Source organism: Rhizobium sp. YJ-22, assembly GCF_029601685.1.
GTDB lineage: Bacteria > Pseudomonadota > Alphaproteobacteria > Rhizobiales > Rhizobiaceae > Metarhizobium.
Genome location: NZ_JARRIR010000008.1, coordinates 190000 through 206343 on the forward strand (window position 1 = coordinate 190000; position 16344 = coordinate 206343).

Annotated in this window: 17 protein-coding genes; 15 read left to right on the forward strand and 2 right to left on the reverse strand. The window is 64.2% G+C overall.

Going from position 1 to position 16344, the window contains the following annotated elements; all coding sequences use genetic code 11:
• The 4 genes from queA (at position 1) to P7F60_RS19380 (ending at position 2933) form a co-directional block, all read left to right on the forward strand.
• Positions 1 to 1086, forward strand: coding sequence for a tRNA preQ1(34) S-adenosylmethionine ribosyltransferase-isomerase QueA (queA, locus tag P7F60_RS19365; protein ID WP_277919324.1), 1086 nt, complete (start codon positions 1 to 3; stop codon positions 1084 to 1086).
• Positions 1083 to 2213 (forward strand): tRNA guanosine(34) transglycosylase Tgt, encoded by a 1131-nt coding sequence (gene tgt, locus P7F60_RS19370; protein WP_277919325.1) that lies wholly within the window; start codon positions 1083 to 1085, stop codon positions 2211 to 2213. Before queA ends, tgt begins: the two co-directional genes overlap by 4 nt.
• Positions 2214 to 2349: 136 nt before the next feature.
• Complete coding sequence (locus P7F60_RS19375; protein WP_277919326.1) at positions 2350 to 2604, forward strand: hypothetical protein; 255 nt, start codon at positions 2350 to 2352, stop codon at positions 2602 to 2604.
• 11 nt (positions 2605 to 2615) lie between these two features.
• On the forward strand, positions 2616 to 2933 hold the full coding sequence (locus P7F60_RS19380) for a plasmid stabilization protein (RefSeq protein WP_277919327.1): 318 nt from the start codon (positions 2616 to 2618) through the stop codon (positions 2931 to 2933).
• A gap of 72 nt (positions 2934 to 3005) precedes the next feature.
• Here P7F60_RS19380 and P7F60_RS19385 read toward each other — a convergent pair whose 3' ends face one another.
• Complete coding sequence (locus tag P7F60_RS19385) at positions 3006 to 4220, reverse strand: NADP-dependent isocitrate dehydrogenase (RefSeq protein ID WP_277919328.1); 1215 nt, start codon at positions 4218 to 4220, stop codon at positions 3006 to 3008.
• A 223-nt stretch (positions 4221 to 4443) separates the two neighbouring features.
• Between P7F60_RS19385 and P7F60_RS19390 the strand changes: the two genes are divergently transcribed.
• The 4 genes from P7F60_RS19390 to murI all read left to right on the forward strand — a co-directional run bounded on the left by P7F60_RS19390 (position 4444) and on the right by murI (position 8696).
• Positions 4444 to 4983 carry a hypothetical protein gene (locus tag P7F60_RS19390; protein ID WP_277919329.1) on the forward strand — a complete coding sequence of 180 codons (540 nt, stop codon included), beginning with the start codon at positions 4444 to 4446 and terminating at the stop codon, positions 4981 to 4983.
• Positions 4983 to 7010 carry an FUSC family protein gene (locus P7F60_RS19395; RefSeq protein ID WP_277919330.1) on the forward strand — a complete coding sequence of 676 codons (2028 nt, stop codon included), beginning with the start codon at positions 4983 to 4985 and terminating at the stop codon, positions 7008 to 7010. The genes P7F60_RS19390 and P7F60_RS19395 overlap by 1 nt, the downstream gene beginning before the upstream one ends.
• A gap of 71 nt (positions 7011 to 7081) precedes the next feature.
• Positions 7082 to 7912: an RNA methyltransferase gene (locus tag P7F60_RS19400; protein ID WP_277919331.1), complete on the forward strand. Its 831-nt coding sequence runs from the start codon at positions 7082 to 7084 to the stop codon at positions 7910 to 7912.
• Positions 7881 to 8696, forward strand: coding sequence for a glutamate racemase (murI, locus tag P7F60_RS19405; RefSeq protein ID WP_277919332.1), 816 nt, complete (start codon positions 7881 to 7883; stop codon positions 8694 to 8696). Before P7F60_RS19400 ends, murI begins: the two co-directional genes overlap by 32 nt.
• On the opposite strand, the gene P7F60_RS19410 is transcribed toward murI, so the two are convergent.
• Positions 8693 to 9904 carry a GNAT family N-acetyltransferase gene (locus P7F60_RS19410; protein ID WP_277919333.1) on the reverse strand — a complete coding sequence of 404 codons (1212 nt, stop codon included), beginning with the start codon at positions 9902 to 9904 and terminating at the stop codon, positions 8693 to 8695. The two genes, murI and P7F60_RS19410, sit on opposite strands and share 4 nt — an antisense overlap.
• A gap of 181 nt (positions 9905 to 10085) precedes the next feature.
• Between P7F60_RS19410 and P7F60_RS19415 the strand changes: the two genes are divergently transcribed.
• From P7F60_RS19415 to P7F60_RS19445, 7 genes are all read left to right on the forward strand, one after another.
• Positions 10086 to 10721 carry a LysE family translocator gene (locus P7F60_RS19415; protein ID WP_277919334.1) on the forward strand — a complete coding sequence of 212 codons (636 nt, stop codon included), beginning with the start codon at positions 10086 to 10088 and terminating at the stop codon, positions 10719 to 10721.
• 16 nt (positions 10722 to 10737) lie between these two features.
• The gene (locus P7F60_RS19420) at positions 10738 to 11109 is read left to right on the forward strand and encodes a GFA family protein (RefSeq protein WP_277919335.1); all 372 of its coding nucleotides are present in this window, start codon (positions 10738 to 10740) and stop codon (positions 11107 to 11109) included.
• 94 nt (positions 11110 to 11203) lie between these two features.
• Positions 11204 to 12715 carry an ATP-binding protein gene (locus P7F60_RS19425; RefSeq protein WP_277919336.1) on the forward strand — a complete coding sequence of 504 codons (1512 nt, stop codon included), beginning with the start codon at positions 11204 to 11206 and terminating at the stop codon, positions 12713 to 12715.
• Positions 12716 to 12920: 205 nt separating this feature from the next.
• Positions 12921 to 13538, forward strand: coding sequence for a 30S ribosomal protein S4 (rpsD, locus tag P7F60_RS19430; protein WP_277919337.1), 618 nt, complete (start codon positions 12921 to 12923; stop codon positions 13536 to 13538).
• 90 nt (positions 13539 to 13628) lie between these two features.
• Positions 13629 to 14558: a glutaminase gene (locus P7F60_RS19435; RefSeq protein WP_277919338.1), complete on the forward strand. Its 930-nt coding sequence runs from the start codon at positions 13629 to 13631 to the stop codon at positions 14556 to 14558.
• An 87-nt stretch (positions 14559 to 14645) separates the two neighbouring features.
• Positions 14646 to 15530, forward strand: a complete 885-nt coding sequence (ttcA, locus tag P7F60_RS19440) for a tRNA 2-thiocytidine(32) synthetase TtcA (RefSeq protein WP_277919339.1) — start codon at positions 14646 to 14648, stop codon at positions 15528 to 15530.
• Complete coding sequence (locus P7F60_RS19445) at positions 15520 to 16341, forward strand: inositol monophosphatase (protein WP_277919340.1); 822 nt, start codon at positions 15520 to 15522, stop codon at positions 16339 to 16341. The genes ttcA and P7F60_RS19445 overlap by 11 nt, the downstream gene beginning before the upstream one ends.
• Positions 16342 to 16344: the final 3 nt, after the last annotated feature.

The following is a 16344-nucleotide window of genomic DNA, read 5'->3' on the forward strand; positions in this document are numbered from 1 at the left end:
ATGCGCGTCGATCTGTTCGATTTCGATCTGCCGGAGGAAAACATCGCGCTACGCCCGGCCGAACCGCGCGAAAGCGCGAAGCTGCTTGTCGTCGATCCCCAGGGCGAAACCGTCCTGACCGATCGCAACGTCGCCGATCTGCCATCCTTCCTGCGTCCGGGCGATGCGCTCATCTTCAACGACACCAAGGTCATTCCCGCCCAGCTCGAAGGCATCCGTCATCGCGAGGGCGCTGGCGGCCAACAGGTTTCGGCCACGCTGCATATGCGCATCGCGCCGCACCAGTGGAAAGCCTTCGCCAAGCCGGGCAAACGCATCAAGGTCGGCGACCGCATCACCTTCGGCGACACCGGCGAGGCCTGCTATCTCGCCACATTGAATGCGACGGTGACCGAAAAAGGCGAGGGCGGCGAGGTAACGCTGAGCTTCGATCTGTCCGGCCCGGCGCTGGACGAAGCCATCGCCGCCGTTGGCCATGTGCCGCTGCCGCCGTATATCGCCGCCAAGCGGCCGGACGACGAGCAGGACCGGCGCGACTATCAGACGATTTATGCCCGCGAAGAAGGCGCCGTCGCCGCCCCGACCGCCGGCCTGCATTTTACGCCCGCTTTGTTCGAGGCATTGGACGAGCTCGGCGTCGAGCGCCATTTCGTCACCCTGCATGTCGGCGCCGGCACTTTCCTGCCGGTCAAGGCGGATGATACCGCCGACCACAAGATGCACCAGGAAATCGGCTCCATCGATGCCGCGACGGCGGCGAAGCTGAATGCCGTGCGCGCCCGGGGCGGCCGACTCGTCTGCGTCGGCACCACGTCGCTGCGCCTGATCGAATCGGCCGCGCGCGAGGACGGGAGCATCGCTCCTTGGTCGGGACCGACCGGCATTTTCATCACGCCCGGCTATCGCTTCAAGGCGGTGGACGTGCTGATGACCAATTTCCACCTGCCGCGCTCGACGCTGTTCATGCTGGTTTCCGCCTTCGCCGGGCTGGAGACCATGCGCGCCGCCTACGACCATGCGATCGCCGAAGGCTACCGCTTTTATTCCTATGGCGATGCCAGCCTGCTTTTCCGGAAGACGAGATGACCGAAACTTTTCAATTCACCCTTAAGAAGACCGACGGCAAGGCGCGCCTTGGCGAAGTCTCCATGCCGCGCGGCACGATCCGCACGCCGGCCTTCATGCCGGTCGGCACCGTCGGCACCGTCAAGGCGATGTATCTCGACCAGGTGCGCGAGACCGGCGCCGATATCATCCTCGGCAACACCTATCACCTGATGCTGCGCCCCGGCGCGGAGCGGGTGGCGCGGCTCGGCGGTCTGCACAATCTCATCCGCTGGCAGCATCCGATCCTCACCGACAGCGGCGGCTTCCAGGTCATGTCGCTGTCCGGCCTGCGCAAGCTCGACGAACAGGGCGTGACCTTCAAGAGCCATGTTGACGGCAGCCTGCATCATATGTCGCCGGAACGCTCCATCGAGATCCAGGGCCTGCTCGGCAGCGATATCCAGATGCAGCTCGACGAATGCGTGGCGCTGCCGGCCGATCACAAGGAAATCGAGCGCGCCATGGAAATGTCGCTGCGCTGGGCCGAACGCTGCCGCGTCGCCTTCGGCGAGCAGCCGGGCAAGGCGATGTTCGGCATTGTGCAGGGCGGCGACGTGCCGGCCTTGCGCATCCGCTCGGCGGAAGGGCTGAAGCAACTCGATCTCAAGGGCTATTCGGTCGGCGGCCTCGCCGTCGGCGAACCGCAGCACGTCATGCTGGAGATCCTCAACGAAACCCTGCCGGTGATGCCGTCCGAAAAGCCGCGCTATCTGATGGGTGTCGGCACGCCGGACGATATCCTGAAATCCGTGGCGCGCGGCATCGACATGTTCGACTGCGTGATGCCGACCCGCTCCGGCCGCCATGGCCTCGCCTTTACCCGCCGCGGCAAGGTCAACATCCGCAACGCCCGTCATGCCGAGGATCTGCGCCCGCTCGACGACCAGTCGAACTGCCCGGCCGCGCGCGATTACTCCCGCGCCTACCTCCACCATCTGGTGCGTGCCAACGAGGCGCTGGGCGGCATGCTGCTCTCCTGGAACAACCTCGCCTATTATCAGGAACTGATGCAGGGCATCCGCAAATCCATCGAGGAAGGCCGCTTCCAGGATTTCTACGAGGAAACTATCGAGAACTGGACCCGGGGCGATATCGACCCGGTCTGATAATAGCGCTCCGTCGCCGGTCAGCACCCGCCGCGATCCGTTCGCGGCGGGTTTTCTGTTTCTCGTCGCCTCCCGGAACCAATTCGACAATGCCGTTGTTCTTTGACCAATGGTTCATGCGAACCCGGAGGAAGCCATGTTCAGACGTGCCGTTGTTCCGCTTTGTGTCGCCTTCGCATTGCCGCTTGCCGCGCCCGCTTTCGCCTCGCTTGAAGGCGATGTGGAGTTTTCGCCTCTGCCCGAAGTGGCCGTGGCGATGAACGAGACCACCGGAAGCGTCCGCAACACCGCTTCCTGTTCGACCACCGCAGCCAAACCCATCGTGATCTACGACAATGCCGGCGCGGTGGTAGCGCTTGTCTATGTCACGGCGGAAAACGAGGACTGTTGAGGAGAAGAGCCATGCCCCAAGGCGACAAATCGAAATATACCGACAAGCAGAAGCGCAAGGCCGAACATATCGAGGAAGGTTATGAGGATCGCGGCGTTTCCACCAAGGAAGCCGAGCGCCGCGCTTGGGCGACCGTGAACAAGGAAAGCGGCGGCGGCAACAAATCCGGCTCCGGCCGCGGCAAACCCGATACGCACGAAGCATCGGAAAAAGGCGGCAAGAAGGGCGGGGAAGCATCCGCCAATCGTAGTGCGGCTGAACGCTCGGCTTCCGCCAAGAAAGCGGCCGCGACGCGCAAGCGCAACGCCCAGTCCCACGCCCATCATTGATCGAGCGACGGGCCAATGAAAACGGCGGGGAACGAGGCCCCGCCGTTTTCATATTCGAGAACCGGTGGACGCTTAAACGGCCATGGCTTTCCTGAGGTTTTCGTCGATCTTGTCGAGGAAGGCGGTGGTCGACAGCCACGGCTGGTCGGGACCGATCAGCAGCGCCAGATCCTTGGTCATGAAGCCGGATTCGACGGTTTCGACGCAGACCCGTTCTAGCGTCGAGGCGAACCTGGCGAGATCGGCATTGTCGTCCAGCTTGGCGCGATGCGCGAGACCGCGCGTCCAGGCGAAGATCGAGGCGATCGAGTTGGTCGAGGTTTCCTGGCCCTTCTGGTGCTGGCGATAGTGGCGCGTCACCGTGCCGTGCGCAGCTTCCGCTTCGACCGTCTTGCCATCCGGCGTCAACAGAACCGAGGTCATCAGGCCGAGCGAGCCGAAGCCTTGAGCCACGGTGTCGGACTGCACGTCGCCGTCATAGTTCTTGCAGGCCCAGACGTAACCGCCGGACCACTTCAGCGCCGAGGCGACCATGTCGTCGATCAGGCGGTGCTCGTAGGTGATGCCGGCTTCGTCGAACTGCGCCTTGAATTCGGTCTGGTAGACCTCTTCGAAGATATCCTTGAAGCGGCCGTCATAGGCCTTGAGGATGGTGTTCTTGGTCGAGAGATAGACCGGCCACTTGCGCATCAGGCCGTACATCATCGAGGCGCGGGCGAATTCGCGGATCGATTCGTCGAGGTTGTACATCGCCATGGCGACGCCCGAACCCGGCGCGTTGAAGACGTCCTTCTCGATGACCTGACCGTCTTCGCCGACGAATTTGATCGTCAGCTTGCCCTTGCCGGGGAAGCGGAAGTCGGTGGCGCGATACTGGTCGCCGAAGGCATGGCGGCCGACGACGATCGGCTTGGTCCAGCCCGGAACCAGGCGCGGAACGTTCTTGCAGATGATCGGCTCGCGGAAGATGACGCCGCCGAGGATGTTGCGGATCGTGCCGTTCGGGCTCTTCCACATTTCCTTCAGGCCGAATTCCTTGACACGGTCTTCGTCCGGGGTGATCGTCGCGCACTTGATGCCGACGCCATGCTTCTTGATGGCGTTGGCGGCATCGACGGTCACCTGATCGTTGGTCGCGTCGCGGTTCTGGACCGACAGGTCGTAATAATCGATGTCGAGGTCCAGATAGGGCAGGATCAGCTTGTCCTTGATGAACTGCCAGATGATACGGGTCATCTCGTCGCCGTCGAGATCGACGACCGGATTAGCAACCTTGATCTTTTGCATGGAAATTGCCTCTTGAGCGGTTTGGGAAAACCCCGGAAAAGTGAAAACCAGTCCGGAGCCGCTATACCATTGTCATCCCGGAACGCAAAGCCGGCATTGGCCCAAACTTGGCCGGTCGCAAGACCGGTCCTTCGCCTTGCTGGCACCGCAATCCCGATTGTCAAATGGATGCTATTGGCTACTCTCGCGACGATTCGCCTCCCGGTGTAAAGGACCACCTGCCATGCGCGCCCTTCTTCTCGCCTCCGTCTTTAGTCTGAGCGCCCTCGCGGCCAGCCTGCCGGCGCGGGCCGCCGATGTCACCGCCCCGGTGAAAAACATCATCGACGCCACCGTCAAGAACTGGGCGGAGGGCGAAAACGACTATCAGGACATTTTCGACGAGACCCGGCTGACCAGCGTCTACAGCAAGGATTTCGCCGACAAGTTCCGCGCCGCCGCCAAGTTCCCGGCCTTCGACGAGGGCACGACGCCCTTCGACTACGATGTCATCACCGGCGGCCAGGACGGCTGCCCGCTGCAGGACGTCAAGATCGAGGCCAAGGGACAGAAGGGCAATGCCACCGAAGTCGACGCCTCCTTCAAGAACATGGCCTGCTTCGGCACCGACGCCCAGTACCAGCAGGCCGCGACCGTCCAGTTCCTCGTCATCGAGGAGGGCGGCAAACCCGTCATCGACGACATCCTGACCCAGGGCGGCGATGATGCCGGCTTCGTATCGCTGAAGGCGACGATGAGCGAAATCGGCAAGCAGGGAGGCTGATGCCTATCCCAGGAGCGCAAACGAATCCGACGCGACCGTTCCTTGCCGAACGGTTTTCGCTGCGGGACTGGCTGCTGGCCAGGGATCCCGCCTATTCGCGGATACGCATGGGCGGGCGGGTGACGCTCTCCATCGTCCTGGCCGTTGCGATCCTCATTCTCATCCACCGGTTGGTCCTGCCACTGCCAGCGGCGGCCTACGGCATCGCAGCCACGCTCGCCATCCAGAGCGGACTGACGGTGCGCGATCCTTCCGCCGCCGCGCAACTGACCACCCGTCTGATCGGCTGCGCCGGCGCGGTCGCCATGATCGGGCTCGCCGCGCTGTTGGAGCCGTGGCGCAGCGTTTCCGACATCGCCTTTCTCGCCGTCATCTTCATGGCCGCCTATGCGCGCCGCTTCGGAACGCGCTGGGCGGCGGTCGGTATGTTCTGCTTCATGTCCTATTTCATCGGCGCTTATCTTCATCCGCCGCTGGCGCAACTGCCGGAGGTGGCGGTTGGCGCGCTGGTCGCGGCGCTGTCGGCGCATGTGGTGCGCACCTGGGTGTTGCCGGACGACTGGCAGCGGGACTTCCTGCGCGCCATGGTCAGCGTGCTCGGCCGCGTCGATCATATCGTCGAGGCGTTGCGGGCGATCGCCGTGCGCGGGATGTGGACCGCCGAGGACCGGCAGGCGCTCAACCGGCTGGAAAACCGGCTGAAGGAGGCGGTGCTGATGGCTGACGGCCTCGTTCCCGTCAGCCGCCGCGAGGCGCTGCCGGAGGAGAACGAGCCGGCCGCCGATATCGGCCTTGCCCTGTTCGACCTGCATCTGGCCGCCGAAAGCCTGATCGTGCTGTCGCGCCAGTCGCTGCCCGAGCCGGAGCTTCTTTCTGCCTTCCTCGCCTCTCACCAGGTCGCTCCCCCATCCGAGCTCGAAATGCTGGGGAAGGCGGTGGCGGCATCCGCCGAAACACGTCGCGCCCTCAACTGGCTGGGGGAAGCGCGCCGCGCCGCCGTCGATGCGGTCGAACGCCTGCGCGCCGAGCGCTTCACCGGCTTCAATCGCCCGCAGGCGGCCGCACCCGCCCCGAAGGCGGCGCAAGGCCGGTGGCTCAACGATCCCGCCTTGCGCACGGCCCTGCAGATCACGCTTGCCGCCGGCCTTGCGATGATCGGCGGGCTGGCATTGTCGCGCGACCGCTGGTTCTGGGCGGTATTGTCGGCCTTCCTCGTCTTCACCAACACCAATTCGCGCGGCGATACCGCCATCAAGGCGATGCAGCGTTCCGGCGGCACGCTGATCGGCATCGTCTGCGGCATGGGGCTTTCGGCGTTGCTGAGCGGTTTTCCGTGGCTCGCCGGCGCGGTCGCCATCCTCGCGGTCTTCCTCGCCTTTTTCAGCCTGCAGGCCTCCTATACGGCGATGACCTTTTTCATATCGATCGTCATCTGCATCGTCTATGGCCTGACGGGAACGCTGACGCTCGACCTGTTGCGCCTCCGGCTGGAGGAAACGGTCATCGGCGCGGTGGCAGGCATGGCCGTCGCCTTCTTCGTGCTGCCGACCCGCACCCAGACGACACTCGGCGATGCCCTCGCAAAATGGTTCGATGCCGCGCAACGCCTGTTGGAAGCGGCGGCGGAAGAGAAAAACGGCGCCGAACTCATCACGCTCTCGAAGGCGCTCGACGCCGCCTATCGCGACGTCACCCAGGCGGCGCGGCCGCTCGGCGTCTCCTGGCAACTGGTGACGCGGCCCGGCCATATCCGCCAGACGCTCGCCATCATGATGGCCGCAACCTACTGGTCGCGCATCTTCGCCCGCCGCGTCGCCTTTGCCCGCGCCGCCGAAATGGACGCCATCCGCCCGGCCATCCGCGATGCGTTGACCGGGCTGGAACGGGTACGGGCCAAGGGAACGGGCATCTTTTTCGTCAATCGCAAGCCGCCGCAACTGCAATCGCGGCATCTGCCGATCGCCCATGACGGCTCCCGCCTCGGCATCGAAATGATCGCCGCGACCCTCGACAGGCTTTATCCATAGGTTGGAAACGCTTGCCGAGTGGGCGCGGTATGAGTATTCCACCCCGAAACGGCAAACGGAAAGACTTCTCGATGGCAGGCACCAACAGCGAACGCGTTCTTCTGACCGGCGGGCCGGCCATCGTGCTGGTCGAACCGCAACTCGGCGAGAATATCGGCATGGTCGCCCGCGCCATGGCCAATTTCGGCCTCTCGGAATTGCGCCTGGTCAATCCGCGCGACGGCTGGCCGAGCGAGAAGGCGCGCGCTGCCGCCTCCAAGGCCGATCACGTCATCGACGCAACAAAGGTTTTCGACACGCTGGAAGAGGCGATCGCCGACCTCAATTTCGTCTATGCGACGACGGCGCGCCAGCGCGACGGCTTCAAGCCGGTGCGCTCGCCGGTCGCTGCCGCCATGACCCTGCGCCAGCGGGAGCGGGCAGGCGAGGCGGTCGGCATCCTTTTCGGGCGCGAGCGCTGGGGCCTGTCGAACGAGGAAGTGGCGCTGGCCGACGAGATCGTTACCTTCCCGGTCAATCCCGCCTTCGCCTCGCTGAACATCGCCCAGGCCGTGCTGCTGATGTCCTATGAATGGATGAAATCCGGCATGGATGACCTGGAGGAGGTGCCCTTCCAGCCGAACGAGCAGCGCATGGCGACCAAGGACGAACTGTTCGGCCTGTTCGATCACATCGAGGAAGCGCTGGATGCGCGCGGCTATTTCCGCCCGGTCGCCAAAAAGCCGAAAATGATGGACAACTTACGCGCAGTCCTTTCCCGGCGCGCCTTCACCGCGCCGGAAATTCATATTCTCCGGGGCGTGATTTCATCGCTCGACCGTTTTTCCAGGCTCTCGCCGCGCGGCGCAGCGCACAAGACAGAGGTACAGAATGGCGACGACGACCGAGCCGCAGACGAATGACCTGAAGCCCGTTCTCGTCTTCGATTCCGGCATTGGCGGCCTCACCGTCCTGCGCGAGGCGCGGGTGCTGATGCCCGACCGACGCTTTCTCTATATCGCCGACGATGCCGGTTTTCCCTATGGCGGCTGGGACGAGCAGGCGCTGAAGGAGCGCGTCATCCGCCTGTTCGGCGAATTGCTGCGTGAGCACGATCCGGTGCTCTGCGTCATCGCCTGCAACACCGCTTTCACGCTGGTCGGCGCCGACCTGCGCTCGGCCTTTCCGCACATGACCTTCGTCGGCACCGTGCCGGCGATCAAGCCGGCGGCGGAACGCACCCGCACCGGCCTCGTTTCTGTTCTGGCGACGCCCGGCACGGTGCGCCGCGCCTATACGCGCGATCTCATCCAGTCCTTCGCCTCGCAATGCCATGTGCGGCTGGTCGGCTCGGAAAACCTGGCGCGCATGGCCGAGGCCTATATTCGCGGCGAGCCGATCTCCGACGAGGCGGTGATGTCGGAAATCGCGCAATGCTTCGTCGACAAGGACGGCTTGCGCACCGATATCGTCGTGCTGGCCTGCACCCATTATCCGTTCATGGCCAATGTCTTCCGCCGGCTGGCGCCCTGGCCGGTCGACTGGCTGGATCCGGCCGAAGCCATCGCGCGCCGCGCCCGCAGCTTGCTGCCGCTCGCCATCGATACGCTGCATCCGGCCGAGGACGATATCGCCCGCTTCACCAGCGGCAATCCGGATTTCGCCACGCGGCGTCTGATGAACGGTTTTGGCCTGAAAGTCTCTTAAAACGCGCTGAGCGTCGAATAGGTCGCGCCCTGCACGACGGGATTATCGAACACGATCGTCATGGTCGCCACGGTCCTGTAGCGCATCGCCTTGAGCTGGGTGCGCAGCCGTTGCACCGGCGCCCGCAGAGTAGGGTAGGCCTGCACCCCGAACCTGACGCGCCGGCGGATGGAAGCCTCCGCAAGGCCGAGACGACCGCGCAACGACAGCGCCTCATGGCGCTCGTAGAGCGGCACGGCCCGCGCATTCAGCCGCTTCTTGTAGGCGAATTCGCCGACGCCGAGATCGTATTGGCTGAGGCCCCGCTCCGCACATGCGTCCAGCATCAGCACATGCGCGACCGTGCCCGGCGAAAACCGCCGCATCGTGCCGCTGGTCATCGAGGTCAGCACGCCGTGATGGGTATCACCATCGACCAGCCCGAGATCGGTGGCGATGCATTCGCCGCCCGCATACAACGCCCCGAACATCACGTCGCCATTCGCGATCCCGTCCGCAAACAGACCGCGATAGAAGCGCTGCACATGCGCCAGCAGCAACGGGTCGTCGCGGCCAAGGTCGACGGCGCGTGTTGCGCGCTGGGCGATCAGCGCATCGAACTGCCGGTTCGCCTCCGGCACCGTCGCTGCGATATGAAACCGCACATCGTCATGCGCAGCCGTCAGCCGCCGCAAATGCCGCTGCCCCTCCTTGTAATAGCCGGTGCGCCGGTAGGGGCGGTCGCCATCGTCGTCGGTGAGGGCGAAGACCTGCGTATGGATACCCATGTCGAGCGCGCCGGGGAGGCGCGCCAGCGGGTTGGGCGTGCCCGGCCGGATCTCCGGCGGCATCTTCTTGAAGCTGACGACATCGGCCTGCGGCAAGGCCTTCAGGATCGCCGCCCACATCGCATCGGCTTCCGCGGGATCGTCGCTGAGATCCTCGGCCACCAGCGGCGCGACATAATCCGCCAGCCCCAGATCCGCCGCCTCGATGCGCCGCAAGCCCGCCTGCCGGTGCATGACCAGCGGCAGCGCCATAACCACGCGCTGCAGCCGGTGATCGAACAGGCTGACGACGATCTCCTCGCAATGGCCGGGTTTTTCGCGATAGAAACTGGCGAGGAACGCCGGATGCTGGAACGCGGTGCGGCGAAAGCGGCCGCTTTGCTGCCGCGCGTGCCAGCCCGCCCAGTCATGAAGCGTAGCGCTATAGCGTTCCCTCTGCAAATTCCCGATCCCCGATAGTGCCGACCGGGGAGGAATACCACGCCGGCGCGAAGCGGCGCCAATGTTTACCCGTAAATTGCCCCGTCCGGCGCGATTCTCGGTTAACGCGCCCCGCTGCGATCGGCGCTTGCAAAGCGTCGTCTTTGGTGGCTTGCTTCGTCATAAAAGGGAGGCCGGACTCATGTCGTTCGAACACTGGATTGCCTTCGTCGCCGCCTCCGCCGTGCTGCTTGCCATACCCGGCCCGACCATCCTGCTCGTCATTTCCTATGCGCTCGGCCATGGGCGAAAATCCGCTTCCGCCACGGTCGCCGGCGTCGCGCTCGGCGATTTCACCGCCATGACCGCCTCGATGCTCGGCCTCGGCGCGCTGCTTGCGGCCTCAGCTGCCTTGTTCACGGTACTGAAGTGGATCGGCGCGGCCTATCTGATCTATCTCGGCGTAAAACTGTGGCGCGCACCCGTCGCCGACCGCACGGTCGCGGAAGAGGAAGCGCCGGTGGAGCGGCCGCTGCGCATCTTCCTGCACACCTATGTCGTCACCGCGCTCAATCCGAAGAGCATTCTCTTTTTCGTGGCCTTCCTGCCGCAATTCCTCGATCTCGCCCGGCCGCTCTTGCCGCAGATGATGATCTTCGAAACCACCTTCCTAATTCTGGCAACGCTGAATGCAGCGACCTACGCCCTGATGGCCTCCATGGCCCGCAAGACCATCCGCCGGCCCGCCGTGCAACGCGCCGTCAACCGCACCGGCGGCACGCTGATGATCGGGGCAGGGCTGCTCGCCTTCGGCTGGAAGCGCGCGGCTGCGGCTTGAACAAGGAGGATGAACCATGCTGACCGGACGTTGCCATTGCGGCGAAACCACCTTCGAGATCCATGGCGACGTGCCGCAGGCGTTGACACGCTGCACCTGCACGCTCTGCTCCAAGCGCGGCCACCTCTTCGCCTATTACGATCCGAAAAGCGTCCGGGTGCATACGCATCCGGAAACCGACCGGGTCTATCGTTGGCAGACGAAGATGGTCGCCCATCATTTCTGCGGCACCTGCGGCTGCGCCACCTATAGCGACAGCCCGGATTTCCAGCCGGACGGCACATGGGACGGAAAAACCCGCCGCATCGCCGTCAATGCGCGCCTGCTCGATCATTTCGACGCCGAGGAGTGGCCGCATACGGTCATCGACGGCCGCAATCTCTGGTGATCGCAAAGCCTGTGCATTTCCATCATCTCCGGGCGAAACCGCGCCCGCTTTCTGCTATCGACACGGCGGGACAGATCCTCGGAAAGGAAACGAAGTGCAGGTCGGCATCGATATGGGCGTGGCTTCCGGTGGCAGCGCCGCCAGGCTGGACATAGAGGAGCTGCTGGCGACCCGCCTTCTGGTTCAGGGCAATTCCGGCTCCGGCAAGTCGCATCTGCTGCGCCGGCTGCTGGAGCAATCGGCGCAATGGGTGCAGCAGGTGGTGATCGATCCCGAAGGGGATTTCGTCACGCTGTCGGACAAGTTCGGCCATGTCGTCGTTGATGGCGAGCGCAGCGAGGCGGAGCTGATCGGCATCGCCACCCGCATCCGCCAGCACCGCGTCTCCTGCGTATTGACGCTGGAGGGGCTTGAAATCGACCAGCAGATGCGCGCAGCTTCCATCTTCCTCAATGCGCTGTTCGATGCCGACCGCGATTTCTGGTTCCCGGTGCTGGTCGTCGTCGACGAAGCCCAGATGTTCGCCCCGGCTGCCGCCGGCGAAGTCTCCGACGACGCGCGCAAAATGTCGCTGGGCGCGATGACCAACCTGATGTGCCGTGGGCGAAAGCGCGGGCTCGCCGGCGTCATCGCCACGCAGCGCCTCGCCAAGCTCGCCAAGAACGTCGCCGCCGAAGCCTCCAACTTCCTGATGGGCCGCACCTTCCTCGATATCGACATGGCGCGCGCCGCCGACCTGCTCGGAATGGACCGGCGGCAGGCGGAAATGTTCCGCGACCTGAAGCGCGGCAATTTCGTAGCACTCGGTCCGGCCCTGTCGCGCCGGCCGCTTCCCATCGTCATCGGCGCGGTGGAAACCTCGGCGCGCTCCTCCAGCCCCAAGCTGATGCCGATGCCGGAAGCGCCGGCCGATGTCGAAGACCTGATCTTCACACCCGACCCGGAAGAGTTCAACCGCCCGCCGCCGCGCCGCGCCACACCCGCACCGCGACCGACCACGGATATCCTCGCCGAGCTTTCCCGCACGCCGCCGGCGCTCGCCACCCCCGTGCAGGACAACAAGCCGTCCGCGCCTGACATGAGCGAGGAGGAGCGCGAGGAGCGCATCACCGCCGTTCTCTCGGAAATTTTGGGCGATCCCGAATCCGCTTTCCGCACCAATTCGGTCCTCTATCAGGACTTTCTGGTGCGCGCCCGCATGCGCCGCATCGTCGGCTCGCCGATGACGCTGCAACAATTCCGCCGCCGCGTCGCCGTCACCCGCGCCGATATCGACGAGGAGACCGCCGCCTCCGAACAGTGGCGGCAGGCATTGGATCTGTCCGACCGGGTCTCGGACGACCTGCAGGGCGTGTTCCTCGTGCTCGCCAAATCGGCGATCAAGGCCGAGCCTTGCCCCTCGGATGCCCGTCTCGCCCGCGCCTATGGCACGCATTCCGCCCGCCGCGCCCGCCGGCTGCTCGGCTATTTCGAGGAGCAGGGCGCCATCGTCGTCCACACCGATTTTTCCGGCAAGCGCATCGTCGCCTTTCCCGAGATCGGCGCAGAAACGGCGCCGGGCGATGCCAATGCGCCGGATGGCGAAAACCCGTTGGCGGCAGAGTAATATCCGGTCTTGACTTTTCGGGCTCCGCCCCATAAAGACCGGCCCAGCACCGGATAGCGATATCCGGTGTTTTATTTGGCATGTCCCGTGGCTTCTCCGTTCGCTGATGTGAGAAACCTGTCGGAGCCTGAGATGGCTCAAAGGAGGGCGTGTTTCCTTAAAGCCGGGGGTTTTCCTCCGCATAAGAAACAAGAAAGGAAATGCGATGAGCAAGCGCGCTGCATCGAAGTACAAAATCGACCGCCGCATGGGCGAAAACATCTGGGGTCGCCCGAAGTCTCCGGTCAACCGCCGCGAATATGGCCCGGGCCAGCATGGCCAGCGCCGCAAGGGCAAGCTCTCGGACTTCGGCGTTCAGCTCCGCGCCAAGCAGAAGCTGAAGGGCTACTATGGCGACCTGCGTGAAAAGCAGTTCCGCGCCACCTACGAAGAAGCCAACCGCCGCAAGGGCGACACTTCGGAAAACCTGATCGGTCTGCTCGAATCGCGTCTGGACGCCATCGTCTATCGCGCCAAGTTCGTTCCGACGGTTTTCGCATCCCGTCAGTTCATCAACCATGGCCACGTCACGGTCAACGGCGTCCGCGTCAACATCGGTTCCTACCGTTGCAAGCCGGGCGACGTGATCGAAGTTCGTCAGAAGTCCAAGCAGCTCGTTTCCGTTCTGGAATCGGTTGCTCTGGCCGAGCGTGACGTTCCGGACTACATCGAAGTCGACCACAACAAGATGGTTGCCACTTTCGCCCGCGTACCGGCTCTCTCGGATGTGCCCTACGCCGTCGTCATGGAACCGCATCTGGTCGTCGAATTCTACTCGCGTTAATTTTAACGCGGGACGGATCGAAAGATGGACAAGGCCGCTCCCCAGAGCGGCCTTTTTCTTGAGGTGATTTCCCGGGGGCGAGAGGCAATTATGGCCGACTTGCAGGCCATCGTTGACGATATACATGCAGCTTTGCTGCCGCGGCTGGGCGAGGGCGCCGTCGCCGACTATATCCCCCAACTTGCCAAGGTGGACCCGAAACAGCTTGGCCTTGCCATCGTCACCACGGATGGCGACATCAACATCGCGGGCGATGCCGGAACGCAATTTTCCATCCAGAGCATCTCCAAGGTCTTCATGCTGACGCTGGCGCTTGGCAAGGTCGGCGAGCAGCTGTGGAACCGGGTGGGGCGCGAACCCTCCGGCTCGGCCTTCAACTCCATCGTCCAGCTCGAACACGAGCACGGTATCCCGCGCAATCCCTTCATCAATGCCGGCGCCATCGCCGTCAGCGATGTCGTGCTGTCGGGCCACCAGCCGCGCGAGGCCATCGGCGAATTGCTGCAATTCGTGCGTTACGTCGCCGATGACGAGACGATCAGCATCGACGAATCGGTGGCGCGCTCGGAGACGTCGACCGGCTACCGCAATTTCGCGCTCGCCAATTTCATGCGCGCTTTCGGCAACCTGCATCACCCGGTCGAGCATGTGCTCGGCGTCTATTTCCATCAATGCGCCGTGTCGATGAATTGCGTGCAGCTAGCCAAGGCGGGGCTCTATCTTGCCGCACGCGGCACCAATCCGCTGACCGGCCACAGCGTCGTCTCGCCGAAACGCGCCCGGCGCATCAATGCGCTGATGCTGACCTGCGGCCATTATGACGGTTCCGGCGATTTCGCCTATCGCGTCGGCCTGCCCGGAAAAAGCGGCGTCGGCGGCGGCATCCTGGCGGTGGCGCCGGGCATCGCCTCCATCGCCGTCTGGTCGCCGGGGCTGAACAAGGTCGGAAATTCGCTGCTCGGCTCGGCGGCCCTCGAAATGCTGGCGGCCCGCACCGGCTGGTCCGTCTTCGATATGTAATCAGGCTCGTTTAGTTTCCTGCCGCCCTTGAACTCGGGCCGGGAAACGGGCATTGCCATCCCATGCCCATCAACCGGTGGAAAAGCCATGAACATCGCCCTGCCATCCCTCGACGATACCGCCTCGACCGAGATCGAGGACGGCGGCGCGCATCCGCTGTTTGCCGATGCGCCGCGCTCGGTCTCCTTCAACAAGCTGCGCAAGCGGCTGCTCAGGCAGGTCCGGCAAGCGATTGAAGATTTTGGGATGCTGAACGGCCAGAAGCGTTGGCTGATCGGGCTGTCCGGCGGCAAGGACAGCTATGGTCTGCTGGCGCTTCTGCTCGATCTGAAATGGCGCGGGCTGCTGCCGGTAGAGCTCATCGCCTGCAATCTCGATCAGGGCCAGCCGAATTTTCCCAAGCATATCCTGCCGGACTATCTCGCCGGCATCGGCGTCGCCCACCGCATCGAGTATCGCGACACCTATTCCATCGTGAAGGAAAAGGTGCCGGAGGGCGCGACCTATTGCTCGCTCTGTTCGCGGCTTCGGCGCGGCAATCTCTATCGCATCGCCCGCGAAGAGGGCTGCGATGCGCTGGTGCTCGGCCATCACCGCGAGGATATCCTCGAAACCTTCTTCATGAATTTCTTCCATGGCGGCCGTCTGGCCGGCATGCCGGCCAAGCTTCTGAACGACGAGGGCGACCTGATGGTGCTGCGCCCGCTGGCCTATGCCGCTGAGGACGATCTGGCGAAGTTCGCCGCCGCCATGCAGTTCCCGATCATCCCCTGCGATCTCTGCGGCTCGCAGGACGGCCTGCAGCGCAACGCCATGAAGGCGATGCTGGCGGATATCGAAAAGCGCATGCCGGGCCGCAAGGACACCATGCTGCGGGCGCTCTCGCATGTGAACCCCTCGCACCTGCTCGATCCAAAACTCTTCGATTTTGCGGGCCTGACCGCCCAGGAAAGGATGACCGATGACCGTTGACGTTTCCGCCCTTGCCGACCTGCTGCGCGAGGCTGCCAAGGCCGAGATCCTGCCGCGCTTTCGCCGCCTCGGCACCGGCCAGATCCACACCAAGACGGATGCGACCGATCTCGTGACCGAAGCCGACGAGGCCGCCGAACGCTTCATCAAGGCGCGGCTGGCCGAGACCGCGCCTGGGGTCGTGTTCATCGGCGAGGAAAGCGTCGCCGCCGATCCGGCGCTGCTGCCGAAACTGGCCGAGGCGGAGACGGCCATCGTCGTCGATCCGATCGACGGCACCTTCAATTTCGCCGCCGGCGTGCCGGCCTTCGGGGTGATGGCCTCCGTCGTCCATCGCGGCGAGGCCGTCGCCGGCATCATCTACGATCCCATGGGGGACGACTGGGTGATGGCGGAAAAGGGTTCTGGCGCCTGGCTGAAGCGGCCGGATGGCGAGGCGGTGCGCCTCAAGGCGGCCCCGCCGGTGGCGCTCGGCGACATGGTCGGCATGGCCTCGACCAGCTTCATTCCAAAACCGATTCGCGCCGAGGTCATGGGCAATATGGCCAAGCTGCGCATCGTCGGCTGCTATCGCTGCGCTTGCCATGAATACCGCGCCTTCGCCGCCGGCTACCTGCATTACCTGATGTACAACAAGCTGATGCCCTGGGACCATCTGGCGGGCGCGCTGATCACACAAGAGACCGGTGCTTATGTCGCCCGTTTCGACGGGTCGCCCTATCGCCCGGAGCATCTCGACGGCGGCCTGCTGGTGGCCTCCGACCGCGATAGCTGGGAGACGCTGCGCCGCGAGGTCTTCGCCCTGCTCTAAGTG